At 72.1% G+C, this 14,885-nt stretch carries 16 protein-coding genes; 4 read left to right on the top strand and 12 right to left on the bottom strand.

The window, feature by feature from the left end; genetic code table 11:
• Positions 1-7: 7 nt before the first annotated feature.
• The gene (locus tag ACQPW6_RS34675; RefSeq protein ID WP_433893684.1) at positions 8-985 is read right to left on the bottom strand and encodes a GNAT family N-acetyltransferase; all 978 of its coding nucleotides are present in this window, start codon (positions 983-985) and stop codon (positions 8-10) included.
• A gap of 166 nt (positions 986-1,151) precedes the next feature.
• The gene (locus ACQPW6_RS34670; protein ID WP_433893683.1) at positions 1,152-1,409 is read right to left on the bottom strand and encodes a DUF5302 domain-containing protein; all 258 of its coding nucleotides are present in this window, start codon (positions 1,407-1,409) and stop codon (positions 1,152-1,154) included.
• 102 nt (positions 1,410-1,511) lie between these two features.
• Here ACQPW6_RS34670 and ACQPW6_RS34665 point away from each other — a divergent pair, with 102 nt between their 5' ends.
• Together ACQPW6_RS34665 and ACQPW6_RS34660 are read left to right on the top strand one after the other, a co-directional pair.
• Positions 1,512-2,540, top strand: coding sequence for a saccharopine dehydrogenase family protein (locus ACQPW6_RS34665; RefSeq protein WP_433893682.1), 1,029 nt, complete (start codon positions 1,512-1,514; stop codon positions 2,538-2,540).
• The gene (locus ACQPW6_RS34660) at positions 2,537-3,049 is read left to right on the top strand and encodes a GNAT family N-acetyltransferase (protein WP_433893681.1); all 513 of its coding nucleotides are present in this window, start codon (positions 2,537-2,539) and stop codon (positions 3,047-3,049) included. Before ACQPW6_RS34665 ends, ACQPW6_RS34660 begins: the two co-directional genes overlap by 4 nt.
• A gap of 18 nt (positions 3,050-3,067) precedes the next feature.
• Here ACQPW6_RS34660 and ACQPW6_RS34655 read toward each other — a convergent pair whose 3' ends face one another.
• The 5 genes from ACQPW6_RS34655 to ACQPW6_RS34635 form a co-directional block, all read right to left on the bottom strand.
• Positions 3,068-3,280: a DUF6126 family protein gene (locus ACQPW6_RS34655; RefSeq protein ID WP_433893680.1), complete on the bottom strand. Its 213-nt coding sequence runs from the start codon at positions 3,278-3,280 to the stop codon at positions 3,068-3,070.
• Positions 3,277-3,882 (bottom strand): helix-turn-helix domain-containing protein, encoded by a 606-nt coding sequence (locus tag ACQPW6_RS34650; protein ID WP_433893679.1) that lies wholly within the window; start codon positions 3,880-3,882, stop codon positions 3,277-3,279. Before ACQPW6_RS34650 ends, ACQPW6_RS34655 begins: the two co-directional genes overlap by 4 nt.
• Positions 3,883-3,966: 84 nt before the next feature.
• Positions 3,967-4,785 (bottom strand): SAM-dependent methyltransferase, encoded by an 819-nt coding sequence (locus ACQPW6_RS34645; protein WP_433894755.1) that lies wholly within the window; start codon positions 4,783-4,785, stop codon positions 3,967-3,969.
• Between the two features lie 14 nt (positions 4,786-4,799).
• On the bottom strand, positions 4,800-5,039 hold the full coding sequence (locus ACQPW6_RS34640) for a DUF397 domain-containing protein (protein WP_433893678.1): 240 nt from the start codon (positions 5,037-5,039) through the stop codon (positions 4,800-4,802).
• 3 nt (positions 5,040-5,042) lie between these two features.
• Positions 5,043-5,867 carry a helix-turn-helix domain-containing protein gene (locus ACQPW6_RS34635; RefSeq protein ID WP_433893677.1) on the bottom strand — a complete coding sequence of 275 codons (825 nt, stop codon included), beginning with the start codon at positions 5,865-5,867 and terminating at the stop codon, positions 5,043-5,045.
• 266 nt (positions 5,868-6,133) lie between these two features.
• On the opposite strand from ACQPW6_RS34635, the gene ACQPW6_RS34630 reads away from it, so the two are divergent.
• Complete coding sequence (locus tag ACQPW6_RS34630) at positions 6,134-6,505, top strand: ATP-binding protein (protein WP_433893676.1); 372 nt, start codon at positions 6,134-6,136, stop codon at positions 6,503-6,505.
• 59 nt (positions 6,506-6,564) lie between these two features.
• Here the strand turns inward: ACQPW6_RS34630 and ACQPW6_RS34625 are convergent, their stop codons facing one another.
• Positions 6,565-7,371 (bottom strand): SGNH/GDSL hydrolase family protein, encoded by an 807-nt coding sequence (locus ACQPW6_RS34625; protein ID WP_433893675.1) that lies wholly within the window; start codon positions 7,369-7,371, stop codon positions 6,565-6,567.
• A 236-nt stretch (positions 7,372-7,607) separates the two neighbouring features.
• Here ACQPW6_RS34625 and ACQPW6_RS34620 point away from each other — a divergent pair, with 236 nt between their 5' ends.
• On the top strand, positions 7,608-8,477 hold the full coding sequence (locus tag ACQPW6_RS34620) for a tyrosine-protein phosphatase (RefSeq protein WP_433894754.1): 870 nt from the start codon (positions 7,608-7,610) through the stop codon (positions 8,475-8,477).
• Positions 8,478-8,502: 25 nt separating this feature from the next.
• Here the strand turns inward: ACQPW6_RS34620 and ACQPW6_RS34615 are convergent, their stop codons facing one another.
• From ACQPW6_RS34615 to hpnH, 4 genes are all read right to left on the bottom strand, one after another.
• Positions 8,503-9,831, bottom strand: coding sequence for a serpin family protein (locus tag ACQPW6_RS34615; protein ID WP_433893674.1), 1,329 nt, complete (start codon positions 9,829-9,831; stop codon positions 8,503-8,505).
• 433 nt (positions 9,832-10,264) lie between these two features.
• Positions 10,265-11,728 carry an aspartate aminotransferase family protein gene (locus ACQPW6_RS34610; RefSeq protein WP_433893673.1) on the bottom strand — a complete coding sequence of 488 codons (1,464 nt, stop codon included), beginning with the start codon at positions 11,726-11,728 and terminating at the stop codon, positions 10,265-10,267.
• A gap of 3 nt (positions 11,729-11,731) precedes the next feature.
• Positions 11,732-13,714 (bottom strand): 1-deoxy-D-xylulose-5-phosphate synthase, encoded by a 1,983-nt coding sequence (gene dxs / locus ACQPW6_RS34605; RefSeq protein ID WP_433893672.1) that lies wholly within the window; start codon positions 13,712-13,714, stop codon positions 11,732-11,734.
• A gap of 142 nt (positions 13,715-13,856) precedes the next feature.
• Positions 13,857-14,885 (bottom strand): adenosyl-hopene transferase HpnH, encoded by a 1,029-nt coding sequence (hpnH, locus tag ACQPW6_RS34600; protein WP_433893671.1) that lies wholly within the window; start codon positions 14,883-14,885, stop codon positions 13,857-13,859.

The raw sequence follows: 14,885 nt of genomic DNA, 5'->3' as shown, positions 1-14,885 counted from the left end.
CCGTCCCCTACCCGGCCTGCTCGGAAGGTTCCGCCTGTTCGGAACGATCGGACCGATCAGCCGGTTCCGCCTGTCCTTCGGCGGCCATGAAGGCCAGCGACACGTGGTCGCGCACCTGCCGGTAGCCGAGCCGCTGGTAGAGGCCGTTGGTGACCGGGTTGGCCAGGTCGGCGTTGAGCAGCACGACGCCCGCCCCCGCGTCGAGCGCGGCCTGTGACACCGCGGCGGTGACCGCGCCCGCGTAGCCCCTGCCGCGGTGGTCGGGCGGAGTGTAGACGGACAGGATCCTGGCCATGCCGTCGACCGGTACGGTGCTGCCCGCCATCGCCACGGGCACGCCGTCGGGGGTCTCCCACAGCCGGCGCCCGCCGTGCGCGAGCGCGTCGTCCACCAGGCGCTCGCCGCCCATCGGCAGGTCGCCGACGTCGAGGCTGTAGGCGTGGTGCCAGCGCAGCAGCAGCTCCCGGTCGTCGGGACCCGCCGGCCGGGACCGGCCGGGCGGCGCCGGTGTGCGGGCGGTCAGCTCGCCGAGCCGGTAGATGCGCATCTCGCGCCTGATGTCGGCGGCCTCACCAGTGCGTTCGCGCCACGCCTCGGCGAAGACGAGCGCCGCTTCGCGATCCCCGGTCAGGCCGGGCACCGCCCCCTCCCAGGCCGCGGCGAGCTCCCGCGCGGCGGCCTCAGGGGCCCGGGTGAGCAGCAGCGGCCGCGGCGGCGTGCACAACACGACGGCCTCGACGGGCCCTCGGCCGTCCAGCTCCTGCTCGCCCGGCTCCTGCCGGTGCCGCTCAGCACCGTCCGGCCGCGCCGGGTCGGGCCGCCACCAGCCGAAGCGCGGCGGCTGGTCGCCGTACGCGTCGGCGCCCCTGCGCCGCAGCGCGGCCGTGACGGTGAGGGGCACCGAGTTCTCCACCGGCGCCGCCCGCAGGAAGCTGGCCGTCGCGGCCTCGAACCGGTCGATCGACTCCGTGAACGTCCATCCCATCGGCCCATGATCGCCCCGGCGGTGCCGCCCGCGCACCGGATTAACGCACCTCGACGGCGGGCCCGCGCAATTGCCGCCGGGCCGCGCCCGGGCGGGAGATGACAGGCGCCCGCCGGAGGCCGTTGGGCCTGGGCGGGCGCGATGGGGCGGCGGGTCGACCCGGGGATCAGCCGCCGCTCTTGCGGCGGAACTCGCGCGGGCCGCCGGCCCGGCCGTGGGCCCCGTGGATCTTGGACGGGTCAGGGCCGGTGCCCGCGCCGCCGGTGCCGCGGCGGGCACCCTGCTTGCGCTCCAGGGCCTCGCGGAACTTCCGCTTCACCTCGTCCTCGTCCGGAACCTCCGGCTCGGGGACCTCGGCGGGGTCCTGTGCTGACGCTTCAGCGGCCTCGGCGGTGTCGGCGGCCTCATGCTCTTGGTCGGTCATGTCTCCAGAGTCGCACGCCGGACGCCCGCCGCCCACCAGATATCTGCCCCTGGGACAGGGCGTGTACGGTTCCGATCAGCACCTCCGAGGAGGAACAGACCCATGACATGGCTGTTGTACGGCGCCTCCGGCTACACCGGCCGGCTGATCGCCCGGCGCGCCACCGCCCTCGGTCAGCGTCCGGTGCTGGCCGGCCGCAGCGCCGCCAAGCTGGTCCCGCTGGCGGCCGAACTCGGCCTGGAGCACCGGGTGTTCGGCCTGGAGGACGCGGCCGCCGTACGCCGGGGCCTGGACGGCGCCGACAGCGTGGTCAACTGCGCGGGACCGTTCTCCCGTACCGCGCTGCCGATGGTGGCGGCCTGCTTCGCCACCGGGACGCAGTACCTGGACATCACCGGCGAGATCGATGTCTTCGAGGCGCTGCACGCGCGCAGCGCCGAGGCCGCGAAGGCCGGCATCACCCTGCTGCCCGGCGCCGGCTTCGACGTGGTGCCGACCGACTGCGTGGCCGCACTGCTCGCCGGCCGGCTGCCGGACGCCACCCAGCTCGACCTGGCCTTCATCGTGGGCGGCGGCGCCAGCCCCGGTTCCGCGCGCACCGCGCTCGAAGGCGCGACCGACGGCGGCAGGATCCGGGTCGGCGGCGAGATCCGTACGGTGCCGCTGGGCTCCCGGCAGTTGCAGGCCGCGTTCCCGTCCGGGGCGCGGACGGTGCGGTCGGTGCCGTGGGGCGATGTCAGCACCGCGTACCACTCCACCGGCATCCCGGACATCACCACCTACACGGCGGTGCCGCGTGCCGCGCTGACCGCGAGCCTGGCGCTGCGGATCACCCCGCTGCGCGGCGCGCTGGCCGCGGTGGCGGGCCGCGCGATACGGGGGCCGGGCGAGCGCTCGGTGGCCGCCGGCCGCTGCGAGGTGTGGGGCCGGGCGGCGGACGCCGCGGGCAACACGGTCACCGCGACCCTCGTCGGCCCCAACCCGTACAGCCTGACCGCCGACTCGGTGCTGCGCATCGTCGGCGACCTGCCCGGCCTGCCCGACGGCTTCCAGACCCCGTCGCGGGCGCTGGGCGCGGACTTCGCGGGCACCCTCGACGGGGTCACGGTGACGGTGGAGGCGCTGCGATGAGCGCCGACGACGGGTCCGGCGCGGTGGTCAGGGACGAGGTCAGGCTGCGCGCCGCCGTCGAGGCCGAGGCCGGCCCGCTGACCGAGCTGGCGATGCGCTCCAAGGCCCACTGGGGTTACGACGAAACCTTCATGGCCGCCTGCCGGCCCGAACTGACCATGACCGGGAGCGAGATCACCGCCCACCGGACGGTGCTGGCCGAACAGCCGGGCACCGGCAGGGTGCTCGGCTTCGGCACGCTCGAAGGCGAGCCGCCGCAGGGCGCGGTCGGCATGCTGTTCGTCGAGCCGGACGCGATCGGGCTCGGCGTCGGGCGGCTGCTGTTCGGCCACCTGCTGGCGACGGCCCGGCGGCTCGGCTTCGACCGGCTGACGATCGACGCGGACCCGAACGCGGAGCCGTTCTACGCGGCGATGGGCGCGGTCACCGTCGGCCGGGTGCCGTCGGGCACGATCCCCGGCCGCACGCTGCCGCTGATGGCGGTGGACGTCATCGCGTCCGACGGCTGAGCGGACCGCGCCCCGCTCCTAGCGGCCGCCGCCGACCAGGAACAGCAGCCAGATGAAGAACGCCAGCAGGTGCGCCACCACGACGTAGACCAGCACCCGCAGGACGACACCGCGCTCCTTGCGGCTCTCGCTGCCGTTGGTGGTGGCGGCAGGCACCGCGGGCAGCGGCCGCACGGTCAGGGGCTGGGGGGCGACCGGCTCGGTGGGCCGTTCGATGTGGCTGGTGGTCATGGCCGGTCTCCTCGGATCGGGGTGGTGTCCGCGGGTGCCACGCACAGCGCCGAGCGCTCGCTCTGCATGAGGGTGTGCAGGAAGAGCAGGTCGGTGCCCGTGGCGTCGGTGGCGGCGAGGCGGTGCGGGATCAGCGAGTCGAAGTGGGCCGAGTCGCCGACGGCCAGTACGTGGACGCGGTCGCCGAGGGTCAGTTCGAGGCCGCCTGAGGTGACGTACAGCCACTCCTCGCCGGGATGAACGCGCACCACGGCGCGCTGGACGCCGGCCGGGACGTGCACCCGGAGCGCCTGCATGGCCCGGCCGGTGCCGCCGGCCCGCCAGTACGTCCAGCCGCCCGCGGGCACCGCGGCCATCTTGTCGCCGCGTACGATGGGATCGGGCTCCGCGGCCGTCTCGCCCAGCAGGTCCGAGACGGTGCTGCCGTAGAGCCTGGCGAGGCCGAGCAGTACCGGCAGCGACGGCTGGCGCAGCCCGGACTCCATCCGGGACAGGTGCGCGGGCGAGAGTTCCAGCCGGTGCGCCGCGGCCTCCAGGGTGAGGCCGCTGCTGTGCCGCCGTTCCCGCAGTCGCGGGCCGAGTGCGATGTCGGTGGCGTCCATGGCTTCATGGAACAGCACTTCTGCCTGAGAGGCAAAAAGCTTGCCTCTCAGGCAAAAACCACGGTCAGGACGGTCAGCGCGCGGTCAGTGCTTGGTCGCCACGGCCCCGTAGAAGCCGACCCGGCGCAGCTCCTCCGGCGGCGGCGGCGGGCCGTCGGGACGCCACAGCGGCACCTGGACCAGGCCCGGGTCGAGCAGGTCGAACCCCTCGAAGAAGCTGAGGATCTCGGCGTGCGGGCGGCTGTTCAGGGTGGCGGTGGCCTTGGTGTAGATCTTGTCGATCTCGGCGAAGTTGCCGCCGTGGAAGTCGGCCGTGGTGTGCGAGAGCACCAGGTAGCTGCCGTCGGGCAGCGCGTCCCGCAGCTGCGCGACGATGCCGGCCGGATCCTCCTCGTCCTTGATGAAGTGCAGCACCGCCACCAGCATCAGGCCCACCGGCTGGTCGAAGTCGATCAGCTTGCCGATGGTGGGGTGGTCCAGGATGCTGCGCGGCTGCCGCACGTCGCCGAGGAAGAAGCCGGTGTTCCCGGTGCCGGTGAGCCGGGCGCCGGCGTGGGTGGCCACGATCGGGTCGTTGTCCACGTAGGCGATCCGGATGTCGGGCGACACCGCCTGGGCGACCTCATGGGTGTTCGGCGAGGTGGGGATGCCGGTACCGATGTCGATGATCTGCCGGATCCCGCTCTCGGCCAGGAAGCGCACCGCGCGCTGCAGGAACTCCCGGTTGGCCCGGGCGGCGGGAACGATGTCGGGGAGGATGTCGATCACCGTCTGGGCGGCTTCCCGGTCGACCTCGTAGTTGTCCCAGCCGCCGAGGTAGAAGTCGTACATCCGGGCCGGGTGCGGCCGGCTGGTGTCTATCTGGTCGGCGGAAAACCCCTGATCGGTCACACCGTCCTCCATTCCGCTTGTCCCGTTCATCCGAGGAGGAAATCCGCGTCGCCGGCTTTGGCGCCCTGGATGAACGTGGTGATCTCGTGATTGGTGTATATCAACGCGGGCCCATGGGGGTCGGTGGACTGCCGCAGCGCCACCCGGCCGTCGTTCAGTTTCTTCGCCTCGACACAGGAGCCGCCGTTTCCGCCGCTCCAGGGTTTACGCCAGCCGTCCGCTCCGAGTTCGTTGGCGGGCATCCCGTTGTAGATGACGCGATCCATCGTTCAGATCTCCTTGCGCAGGCCATCGAGGATGGCTTTGGTGCTCTGTGCGGGCGCTGCCTGGGCGCACAGCCGGTCGAGCGCTTCGAGGAACGTGGACACGTCGTCCCGTTCATCGAAGTAGACGCCCCCGACGAGGCTTTCGGTGTAGGCGATGTCCGGAATTTCCTGCAGCTGGAACCGGAAGAGGTGGAAGGGCCCGTACATCGCCGGGTGCGGACCGGCGGAGAACGGGATCACCTGGAGCCGTACGTTGGGCCGGTCGGCGGCCTCGATCAGCGCGCCGATCTGGTCCCGCATCACCCGGCGGCCGCCGATCGGGCGGCGCAGCACGGCCTCGTCCATCACCACCCAGAGCAGCGGGGCGTCGGCCCTGGTCAGCAGCGACTGCCGCTCCAGGCGCAGCGCGACCAGCCGGTCCACCTCCTCGGCCGCCGCGTGCGGCATGCCCGCCCGCAGCACGGCGCGGGCGTAGGGGCCGGTCTGCAGCAGTCCGGGGACGTAGTGCGGTTCGTAGGCGCGGACGATCGACGCCTCGCCTTCGAGGCTGACAAAAGCGCTGAACCAGTCGGGCAGCACATCGCGGAAGTTGTGCCACCAGCCCGGGCGGTTGGCCTCACGGGCGAGGGCGAGAAATCCGCCTATCTCCTCGGGGGACGTGATGCCGTACGTGATGAGGAGTTTCTCGACGTATGGGATTTTCAGCCCGACTTCGGCCTTCTCCATCCGCCGGATTGTGGCATGCGTCACATCCAGCGCCTGGCCGGCCTGCTCGAAACTGAGGCCGGCCCTCTCCCGCAGATCCTGGAGCCGCTTTCCGAGCACCATGCGCAGAACGGTCGGAGCACCTCCCGGCCGGGGGTCCATCACGTGCCTCATCCTCCAACTTCCTTGACTGACAAGCAGTGTGTCATGCCGTCAGCGAGCACAACAGCCTGTTCTGGTTGAATCTGCAAATTACAGAACGGACCTTGCCATGTGTCGGGCACGACCCTCATAGTTACGGAGTGGTTCCTTCACCTGATGCCCTGCGGCGTGCGCGTCGCGAAGGTATCGGCGACCCCGGCCGCCGTGACGTGTTCCGGCTGCCCGCGTTGAGTGCGTCCGTAGCGGACGCCCGCGGGCGGATACGGGCACGCCTGGGCGAGTGGGGTGCCGACTCGGAACTGCGCGACGACGCGGGTCTCGTGGTGACCGAACTGTTCACCAACGCGGTGCGGCACACCGACAGCGAGAAGATCACCTGCGTCCTGCATGACTCCGGCACGGTAGTACGGCTCGAAGTCGCAGATCAGGGCCGTGGAACGGGGGTACCCGTGCCGTGTGCCGCCACGGCCGACGCGGAAGGCGGCCGGGGGCTGCTCATGGTGAGCATGCTCTCGGTGGCCTGGGGCTCCGATCCGGCCGAGAGCGGTACGGGGCGCGTGGTGTGGGCCGAACTGGCCGCTCACCGCGCGCCCCATTGAGTTTTTCCCCGGAGCACGGGACCCGCCTGGATTAGGTGGCTTCCCCCGGCTTTCCCGGGCTATCGCAGCGGCAGCAGGTCCGGACGCTTGGGTTGGACGTCGTCGCCCGAGGACTCGCCGCGCAGCCTCCGGCCGATCCACGGCACCAGGTACTCCCTGGCCCAGTGGATGTTGTCCCGGCGCACCTCGGAGGGCAGCCGCTGCGATTGCGGCGGCCACGGCTGGTCGGGATCGGCGGGCACGTCGAGCCGCAGCACCTGCGCGGCCCGCAGCGCGACCCTGGTGTGCCCCTCGGGCGACAGATGCAGCCGGTCCTCGCTCCAGGCCCTGCGGTCCTGCACCGAGCGCAGCGACCACAGGTCGAGCACCGGGCAGTCGTAGCGGTCGGCGATGGACCGCACATGCGCGGTGTAGGTGGCGATCTTGCCGCGCAGATGGCGCAGTACGGGCACGTCACGGGTGTCGAAGCCGGTGCAGACCAGAACGGTGCCGACGGCGGCGGTCAGCTCGGCCACCGCGGCCTCGAAGCGCTCCGCGATGGCGTCGGGATCGCCGCCGGGGCGCAGGATGTCGTTGCCGCCCGCGCAGAAGGACACCAGGTCGGGGGCCAGTTCCACCGCGCGCGGCACCTGCTCCGCCACGATCTGGTCGAGCAGCCGGCCGCGCACGGCGAGGTTGGCGTACCGGAAGTCGGCGCCGCGGCCCGACTCCTCGCGCCGGTCCCCCAGCAGGACGGCGAGCCGGTCGGCCCATCCGACGTATCGGCCGTCCGGCCCCGGGTCCCCGACGCCCTCGGTGAAGCTGTCCCCCACCGCGGTGTACGACCCGATGGCGCCCTTGTCGTCTCTCTGCGAATCGTCAGCCACGTCGGTCCATCTTTCTCCTCCGGGTGTGACTTACGCGACCGTAAGGAGGGGTTGACGCGACGTGATTCATCCCACCAGGTCAAAACCGGCCGGGCCGGAATAGCGACACGTGGCGCGCTGATCGTGCAGTGGCCACATACCGTTCGGTATGTCGTTGCCGCCGCTGCCGTATCGTCGGCTGTGCCCCAGCATGGCTGTACGGCACACGACAGGGGTACGAACCGCCAGAGACCATGATGACCAGAGGAGCGCCGGTGACCCAGGAAGTCCAGCAGTCCACACCGTCAGTACCGGAGCCGGAGCTGACCGGGGTGCGCAATTTCCGCGACGTCGGCGGGCTGCCCACCGACGACGGGCGCCGGGTCAAGGACGGCGTGCTGTTCCGCAGCGGGCACCTGGCGCACGCCACGCCGGACGACACGGAGTTCCTGGCCGGGCTCGGCCTGCACACGGTCTTCGACTTCCGCAACGGCGACGACATAGCCCTGGAGGGCCCGGACGCGGCGCTGCCCGGCACCCGCAATGTGAACATGCCGCTGAGCGACCCCGCGCGGAACTCCGACGCCGACTTCTGGCGGCTGGTGCGCAACGGCGACCTGCCCTCCCTGCAGGAGCTGCTGGGCGACGGCCGGGCCGCGGCACGGATGACGGGCTCGTACCGCAGGCTGATCCTGGAGCGCACCGCCGAGCACGGCCGGATGCTCGCGCTGCTCACCGAGCCCGGCTCGGGAGCCGCCGCGGTGCCCGCCCTGCTGCACTGCGCGGCGGGCAAGGACCGGGCGGGCACGTCCATCGCGGTGATCCTGCTGGCGCTCGGGGTGCGGCGCTCCGCGATCGAGGCCGACTACCTGGAGAGCAACGCCAAGCACCGCCGCTACCGGGTGGTGCGCGGCGACGGCAGCACCGGCGCCGACATCGAGCCCGCGGTGCGGGAGCTGCTCGATCCGCTCTTCGAGGCACGGGTGGAGTACCTGCGGACGGCCTTCGACACGATCGAGGAGCACTGGGGCTCGGTCGACCGCTACCTGGAGGACGGCCTCGGGCTGACCCCGGAGCGCCGGGAGCGGCTGCGCGAGCTGCTGCTCACCGAGGCCGCGGCAGGCTGAGGCGAGGACCGGGTCCGGTCTACGCCTACCAGCCGTTGCCCGGGGGCGCTGACAGCGGGTCGGTGACCCAGCCCGCCGTCAGCACCAGGCCGGTGTCCCGGTGCACCGCGAGGAAGCCGAACGGGCGGTCGAAGCAGACGCTGACCATCTTGGCGGTCTGCTGGGGCACTCCCGCGGCCGCCAGCCCTGTCGCGGTGACCGCGGCGGCCCTGAACCCCTCGGCGCTGAACGACGCGGTGATCGCCTGCCGGGCCTCGCCGACTGCCAGCGGGAAGTCGCTCACCCCGGGGAAGTGGCCGGCGCTGGTGTCGGAGGCGGTGCCGAGGCCGAACAGCGCCGGGTCGGTCATCAGGTCGTGGTCGGCGCTGACGGTGAAGGCGACGGTCTCGGCGTAGAGCTGGTCCTGCTGGTCCCAGCTGTGTACCCGGCTCACCGTGACGCCGGGCCCGGCCGGTCCGTCCGGCAGCCGGTCCCCCGGCTCGGCCGGGTGATCGCCGGCCAGCGTGGCGGTGCCTGCCGCGAGCACCGCGGCGGGCGGTACGCCGGGCTCCGCGAGCAGCAGGTGGACGTCCAGGGCGTTCTTCCCGCGCACGGTGAGCACGGTGAGCCGCCCGGCGGGGGTGTCGGCGGCGACCCGCAGATCGCCCAGGTCGGAGCTCGAACGGAACAGCCCGGCCAGCTCGCGGCCCGCCCAGGGCCCTTGCCGCGGCCTCCGCCAATCCGTGGTGAACGGCTGCTGCCAGGTCGTCTCCAGGGCGAGCGCGGTGGCGAGCACCATTTCGGCCTCGGTGAGGTCGAGCGGCATCCGCTCGATCAGTCCGCCGGTGTTCGCGGCGGCCCAGGCGTCGAGCTCGGCCCGGTCGGTGGCGAGGTCGCCGGTCAGCCGGCCCGGCACGGTGGACGGCAGCCGCTCCGTCCAGTCCCGGTGCAGCGGCACTTTGGCGGCGGTCCAGACGCCGAGTGCGGCCGAGACGCCGTCGGCGGCGGCGAGCGCTTCGAGCAGCGCACGGCCGCGGGCGATGGCACCGTCGGCGTCCACGCCGAGGGCGGCGGCCAGTTCGTCCCTGGCGGGACCGCCCGCACCGCCGGCCAGGAAGGCCAGCAGCGGCCAGAGCCCGACGGCACTGAACGCGGTGCCGCCGTCCCCGCCCCGGCCGTCGGCGGTGGCGGCCGGCGCCCACTGCACCGTGAGCCGGTTGACCGCCCGTACCGTCCCGGCGTCGAGCGCGGCCAGCGGATCGGAAGCGGTGGCGGGCCGCCGCGCGGCGACTCGCCGTCGAGCCCCGGGCAGCCCGGGAACGGCCGGAATACGCGGCGGCCGCGGCGGCCCCTGCGGCGGCGAGGTCCGGGGCACGGCCGGGGCCGCCGGCTGCGCCGGCCGCGACACGACAGGTGCGCCCGGAGCGGACCGCTTCCGCGGCGCCTGCGGGCTGACCGGCGGCACGGGCCGACGCGTGACAGGACCGACCGGCGCCTGCCGCTCAACCGGCGGCGTGTCCGGGACGACCGGCGGCGGCTGAAGCGCCTCGGGAGCAACCGGCGCCGCCGCCTGAACCTCAGGCGTAACCGGGGGCTGCGGGGCAACCGGCGCCATCGGCGGCGGCCGAAGTCCCTCCGGGGCAACCGGCGGCGCCGCCTGACCCTCGGGCACAGCCGGGCGCGGCCGCTCCGGGGCAGCCGGGGTTACCGGGGGCTGCGGGGTTACGGGTGGTGGGGGCGGGGTCTCCTTGGTCGCTGCCGACCGTCCGCGCCTTCGCCACCATCCCGCCATCGTGCTCCCCAGTCCGCTACCTGTTGGCGACCGCCTGCTTGACCAGTGTCCGCCCGAAGTCCCACATCAGGCCGCCTCCGCCGTGCGCCTCGTCCATCACGGCGGTGAACGCCGTCACGAAGCGGTCCACGTCCGCCTCGTCGATGACCAGCGGCGGGATGAGCTTGATGACCTCCAGGTGGTCCCCGGAGACCTGTGTGAGGATACGGTGCCGCTGGAGCAGCGGCACCACCACCATCTGCGCGAACAGGCCCTTGCGGGCCGCCTGGAGCATCGTCCAGCGGCTGCGCAGCCCGAGCGACTTGGGGCGGCCGAACTCGATGCCGACCATCAGACCGCGGCCGCGCACCTCCTTCAGCAACTCGTACCGGTCGGTCAGCGCGGCCAGCCGGGTACGCAGCAGATCGCCCAACCGCCGTGAGTTCTCGACGAGTTGCTCGTCCTCCACCACCGACAGCGTCGCCAGGCCCGCGGCCATCGCCTGCGCGTTGGAGCCGAAGCTCGCGGAGTGCACCAGCACCCGGTCCATCGAGGAGTAGACCTTCTTGAAGATCCAGTCCTTGCCGAGCGTGGCCCCGATCGGGACGTAGCCGCCCGACAACGTTTTGGCGACGGTCAGCAGATCGGGCTCGACGCCCTCCTCCTGCTGGTACGCGTAGAACGTCCCGGTGCGCCCGATACCGGTCTGCACCTCGTCGCAGATCAGCAGCGCCTTGTGCTTGCGCAGCAGCTCCTGGGCGGCGCGCAGGTAGCCGGGCGGCGGGATGTAGACGCCGTGGCCCTGGATCGGCTCGATGATCAGCGCGGCCACGTCGCCGCGCTTGAACTCCCTGGCCAGCGCGTCGAGGTCGCCCATCTCCACGGCGGTGTCGGGCAGCAGCGGCGCGAAGCCGTCCTGGAAGCCCTCCTCGCCGTTGACCGAGAGCGAGCCGGTGGTCAGGCCGTGGAAGGAGTGCTTGCAGTAGAGCACCCGGGGCTTGCCGGTGGCGTAGCGGGCGAACTTGAGCGCCGTCTCGACCGCCTCGGTGCCGCTGTTGCCGAAGAACACCCGGTCCAGGTGCGGCGAGTGGGTCAGCAGCTTCTCGGCGAGCAGGCCGGGCAGCGGCTGGCAGTCGAAGCGGGTGAGGTCGGCGAGGCCGGCGTCCAGCACGTCGTGCAGCGCCTTGCGGACCACCGGGTGGTGCCGGCCGACGCCCATGACGCCGAAGCCGGCCAGCATGTCGAGGTAGTCCTCGCCGTCGGCGTCCCAGAAGTGCGCGCCCTCGGCCCGCTCGTAGACCTTGTCGAAGCCGATGGTGTGCAGCATCCGCGGCAGTTGGTGGTTGAGGTACTCGGCGTGCAGGTCGTAGCGTTCCGCGCCGCGTTCGGCGAGCAGCGTGGCCAGGTCGAAGCCCTTGGCCGGGGCTCCGGCCGGAGCTTCGGCGGGAACTTCGGCCAGGACCTCGGCCGGCGCCTCGGGCCGCGCGTCAGACGTTGTCATCGCTCACTGCTCCTTGCGTGCGTGGATCCGTACCGAAGTATGCGCGGGGGGCTGCGCCGGTACGCCGCCGGGTGCGGCCGGTCCGCTCCGCCGGTCCTCGGCGCGGGCGTCGATCCGGGCCAGCGCGGCGCCGATCCGGCCGGCGATCTCCGCCGGGGTCAGGCCGATGTCGGCGAGCACCTCGCCGCGCTTGGCGTGCGCGAGGAACTGCTGCGGGATGCCGAAGTCACGCAAGGGGACGTCCACTCCGGCGTCCCGCAGTGCCTGGGCGACGGCGGAACCGACCCCGCCGACGTGCCCGTTGTCCTCGACCACGGCCACCAGGCGGTGCCGCGCGGCCAGTTCCGGCAGGGCGGCGTCCACCGGCTTGACCCAGCGCGGGTCGACCACGGTGACGCCGAGGCCGCGCCCGGCGAGCAGGTCGGCCGCGGCCAGGCAGGTGCCGCCGAGCGCGCCGACCGCGACCAGCAGCACGTCGCTGCCTTGGCCGCTCCCGGGCCGGTGCAGTACGTCCATGCCGCCGATCCGGTTGAGTGCGGGCAGCGCCTCGCCCACGCTCTCCTTCGGGAAGCGGATCACGGTGGGCGCGTCGGACACCTCGACCGCCTCGCGCAGTTGGGCGCGCAGCTGGTCGGCGTCGCGCGGCGCGGCGATCCGCAGTCCTGGCACCACCTGGAGGATCGACATGTCCCACATGCCGTTGTGCGAGGCGCCGTCCACCCCGGTCACGCCGGCCCGGTCAAGGACGAAGGTCACCCCGCACTTGTGCAGCGCCACGTCCATCAGCACCTGGTCGAAGGCCCGGTTGAGGAAGGTCGCGTAGACCGCGACGACCGGGTGCAGTCCGCCGGTGGCCAGGCCCGCGGCCGAGGTGGCGGCGTGCTGCTCGGCGATGCCGACGTCGAAGACCCGGTGCGGGTAGGCGCGGGCGAAGCCGGCCAGGCCGACCGGCTGGAGCATGGCGGCGGTGATCGCGACCACGTCGGGCCGCTCGTCGGCGATCTTCACCATCTCCTGGCCGAACACCGAGGTCCAGGAGGGGGCGCCGGACGGGGCCAGCGGGCGGCCGGTCAGCGGGTCGATCGCGCCCACGGTGTGGAAGCGGTCGGCCTCGTCCTGCTCGGCGGCCGGGAAGCCGCGGCCCTTCTCGGTGAGGACGTGCACCAGCACCGGGCCGCTGAAGCGGGAGGCGCGGCGCAGCGCGGACTCGACCGCGGCGATGTCGTGGCCGTCGATCGGGCCGAGGTACTTCAGGCCCAGGTCCTCGAACATGCCCTGCGGCGCGAAGGCGTCCTTGAAGCCCTTCTTGGCGCCGTGCAGCGACTCGTAGAGCGGCTGGCCGATCACCGGGGTGCGTTCGAGCACCTGCTTGCCCCAGGACAGGAAGCGCTCGTAGCCGTCGGTGGTGCGCAGCGTGGCGAGGTGGTTGGCCAGGCCGCCGATGGTGGGCGCGTAGGAGCGCTCGTTGTCGTTGACGACGATGATCAGCGGGCGGTCGCGGGCGGCGGCGATGTTGTTCAGCGCCTCCCAGGCCATCCCGCCGGTCAGCGCGCCGTCACCGATGACGGCCACCACGTGGTCGTCCTTGCCGCGCACCTGGTTGGCCTTGGCCAGGCCGTCGGCCCAGCCGAGCACGGTGGAGGCGTGGCTGTTCTCGATCACGTCGTGCTCGGACTCGGCCCGCGACGGGTAGCCGGACAGCCCGCCCTTGCTGCGGAGCTTGGAGAAGTCCTGCCTGCCGGTGAGCAGCTTGTGCACGTAGGACTGGTGTCCGGTGTCCCACAGGATGCGGTCGGCGGGCGAGTCGAAGACGCGGTGCAGCGCGATCGTCAGCTCCACCACGCCGAGATTGGGCCCCAGGTGGCCGCCGGTTCTGGCGACCGCCTGGACGAGGAAGTGGCGGATGTCGGCGGCCAGCTCATCGAGCCGGCCGTCGGGCAGTGTCTTCAGGTCGCGCGGGCTGCGGACGGTCTCCAGCATCGACATGTGTGGACCTCGTTCCCTCTGCCGGGATTGCTGCGTTCAGTGGCCGGCCGCTGCCACGGGTGCCGTCGGGCCGGCCACGGGGTGAGCCACCGGCGCGGCGGGATCCGCCGTCGCCGATGGCTCGGCCTCCGTCATCGGGAGGTCACTTCGCGCGGTTGGACGCGACCGTCTCGCGCGCGGCCCTGATGGACTCCTTGAGCGAGCCCATGGTGGCCAGTACGGCGGTGGGCTCGTAGCCGCAGTGCGCCATGCAGTTGGCGCAGCGGTCGTCCTTGCCGCGGCCGTACTTGTCCCACTCGGTCTTCTCGATCAGCTCCTTGTAGGTGGGGACGTAGCCGTCCGCCATCAAGTAGCAGGGGCGCTGCCAGCCGAACAGCGAGTAGTTCGGGATCGCCCAGGCGGTGCACTGGAAGTCCGCCTTGCCCTCCAGGAAGTCCAGGAAGAGCGGGCTGTGGTTGAGCCGCCACTTGCGCCGGTTGCCGTCGCCGAACGCCTTCTTGAACAGCTCGCGGGTCTGCTCGACGCCGAGGAAGTGCTCCTGGTCGGGCGCCTTCTCGTAGGCGTACGCGGGCGACAGCATCATCTCGTCGACCTGCAGGTCGTCGTTGAGGTAGTTGAGCACCTCGATGATCGTCTGCGGGGTGTCGGTGTTGAAGAAGGTGGAGTTGGTGGTCACCCGGAAACCGCGGCGCTTGGCCTCCTTGATGGCCTCCACCGCCTCCTCGAAAACGCCTTCCTTGGCAACGGATTCGTCGTGCCGCTCCTGCATGCCGTCAATATGAACGGTGAACGCGAAGTAAGGCGAAGGGGTGAACTTCTCGATCTTCTTGCGGAGCAGCATCGCATTGGTGCAGAGGAAGACGTACTTCTTCTTCGCCACCAGCTGGCGGACGATCTCGTCGATCTGGGGGTGCATCAGCGGCTCGCCACCCGCGATGGAGACCATCGGTGCCCCCGACTCGAGCACCGCGCCGACGGCCTGTGCCACCGGCATGCGCTGCTTCAGCACTCCCGCGGGGTGCTGGATCTTGCCGCAGCCCTCGCAGGCGAGGTTGCAGGCGAAGAGCGGTTCGAGTTCAACGATGAGCGGGAACTTTTCGCGTCGCCTGACCATTTTCTGTTCGAAGAGGTACGACGCGACACGGACGGTCTGACGGAGCGGCATAGCCAT

This window comes from Streptomyces sp. CA-111067, assembly GCF_050956065.1.
GTDB lineage: Bacteria > Actinomycetota > Actinomycetes > Streptomycetales > Streptomycetaceae > Actinacidiphila.
The sequence above is the reverse complement of the archived record's forward strand: the minus strand, read 5'-3'. Positions and strand labels throughout refer to the sequence as shown.

Coding starts and splice junctions, on each gene's coding strand:
- ACQPW6_RS34675 (WP_433893684.1), bottom strand. CDS start 985: ATGGGATGGACGTTCACGGAGTCGATCGACCGGTTCGAGGCCGCGACG.
- ACQPW6_RS34670 (WP_433893683.1), bottom strand. CDS start 1,409: ATGACCGACCAAGAGCATGAGGCCGCCGACACCGCCGAGGCCGCTGAA.
- ACQPW6_RS34665 (WP_433893682.1), top strand. CDS start 1,512: ATGACATGGCTGTTGTACGGCGCCTCCGGCTACACCGGCCGGCTGATC.
- ACQPW6_RS34660 (WP_433893681.1), top strand. CDS start 2,537: ATGAGCGCCGACGACGGGTCCGGCGCGGTGGTCAGGGACGAGGTCAGG.
- ACQPW6_RS34655 (WP_433893680.1), bottom strand. CDS start 3,280: ATGACCACCAGCCACATCGAACGGCCCACCGAGCCGGTCGCCCCCCAG.
- ACQPW6_RS34650 (WP_433893679.1), bottom strand. CDS start 3,882: ATGGACGCCACCGACATCGCACTCGGCCCGCGACTGCGGGAACGGCGG.
- ACQPW6_RS34645 (WP_433894755.1), bottom strand. CDS start 4,785: ATGGAGGACGGTGTGACCGATCAGGGGTTTTCCGCCGACCAGATAGAC.
- ACQPW6_RS34640 (WP_433893678.1), bottom strand. CDS start 5,039: ATGGATCGCGTCATCTACAACGGGATGCCCGCCAACGAACTCGGAGCG.
- ACQPW6_RS34635 (WP_433893677.1), bottom strand. CDS start 5,867: ATGGTGCTCGGAAAGCGGCTCCAGGATCTGCGGGAGAGGGCCGGCCTC.
- ACQPW6_RS34620 (WP_433894754.1), top strand. CDS start 7,608: ATGACCAGAGGAGCGCCGGTGACCCAGGAAGTCCAGCAGTCCACACCG.
- ACQPW6_RS34610 (WP_433893673.1), bottom strand. CDS start 11,728: ATGACAACGTCTGACGCGCGGCCCGAGGCGCCGGCCGAGGTCCTGGCC.
- dxs (WP_433893672.1), bottom strand. CDS start 13,714: ATGTCGATGCTGGAGACCGTCCGCAGCCCGCGCGACCTGAAGACACTG.
- hpnH (WP_433893671.1), bottom strand. CDS start 14,885: ATGGCTATGCCGCTCCGTCAGACCGTCCGTGTCGCGTCGTACCTCTTC.